The organism is Rhizobium sp. CSW-27 (genome assembly GCF_018760785.1).
Lineage (GTDB): Bacteria > Pseudomonadota > Alphaproteobacteria > Rhizobiales > Rhizobiaceae > Neorhizobium.
In genome coordinates this window covers 1-558 of the sequence record NZ_JAHHZO010000073.1, presented here as the reverse complement: position 1 = coordinate 558, position 558 = coordinate 1, and the positions used below count along the sequence as shown (strand labels likewise).

At 64.5% G+C, this 558-nt stretch carries 1 pseudogene; it reads right to left on the bottom strand.

Going from position 1 to position 558, the window contains the following annotated elements:
* Nucleotides 1-558: pseudogene (locus KLP42_RS26650) on the bottom strand (hypothetical protein); the annotation flags it as partial.

The window sequence follows — 558 nt, the reverse complement described above, 5'->3', positions numbered from 1 at the left end:
AGGGCAATTCGGCATCCCGCTTTGCCGCCCAGGCCATCAGCTCGGCATCCGTTTCGCGATTGCCACTCGCCTGAATGGTCGTGCGCGCATCGATGCTCATGCCGCCGGCCGATCGCATGTGCGAAATGTCCGGCAGGCGCGGCATCGAGGGGACACGCGGCACGATCTTTCCATTCTGGTCCGGCACGAACAGTTCCGGCCGGTTTTCCCCGACGATGTAGGGTTGCCCTTTCAGGACAGGCCCACCGGTTGCGCGGAACAGGCCGCCGATCCCGGAGAACAGGCTGCCGAGCAATCCGCCCGACGATCCGCCGGATGATGGCTTGAACAGGCTATCGAGCCCGCGACTGATCAGCATCGAGCCCAGCTGCTTGGCGATGCTCCCCAGCGCCGAACTCAGGCTCTTCGCGCCGAGAAGGGCGTCCGTCATGTTGCTCTTGAAGCTGTCATAGAATTCGGCCGCGGCCTCTTCGGCCCGCTGCTGTCCTTCCGTGACCTGCCGCAGGATATCCGCCTGCCGCGCATAGGCTTCCGACACCTGGTCGATCTGGCTGCGCT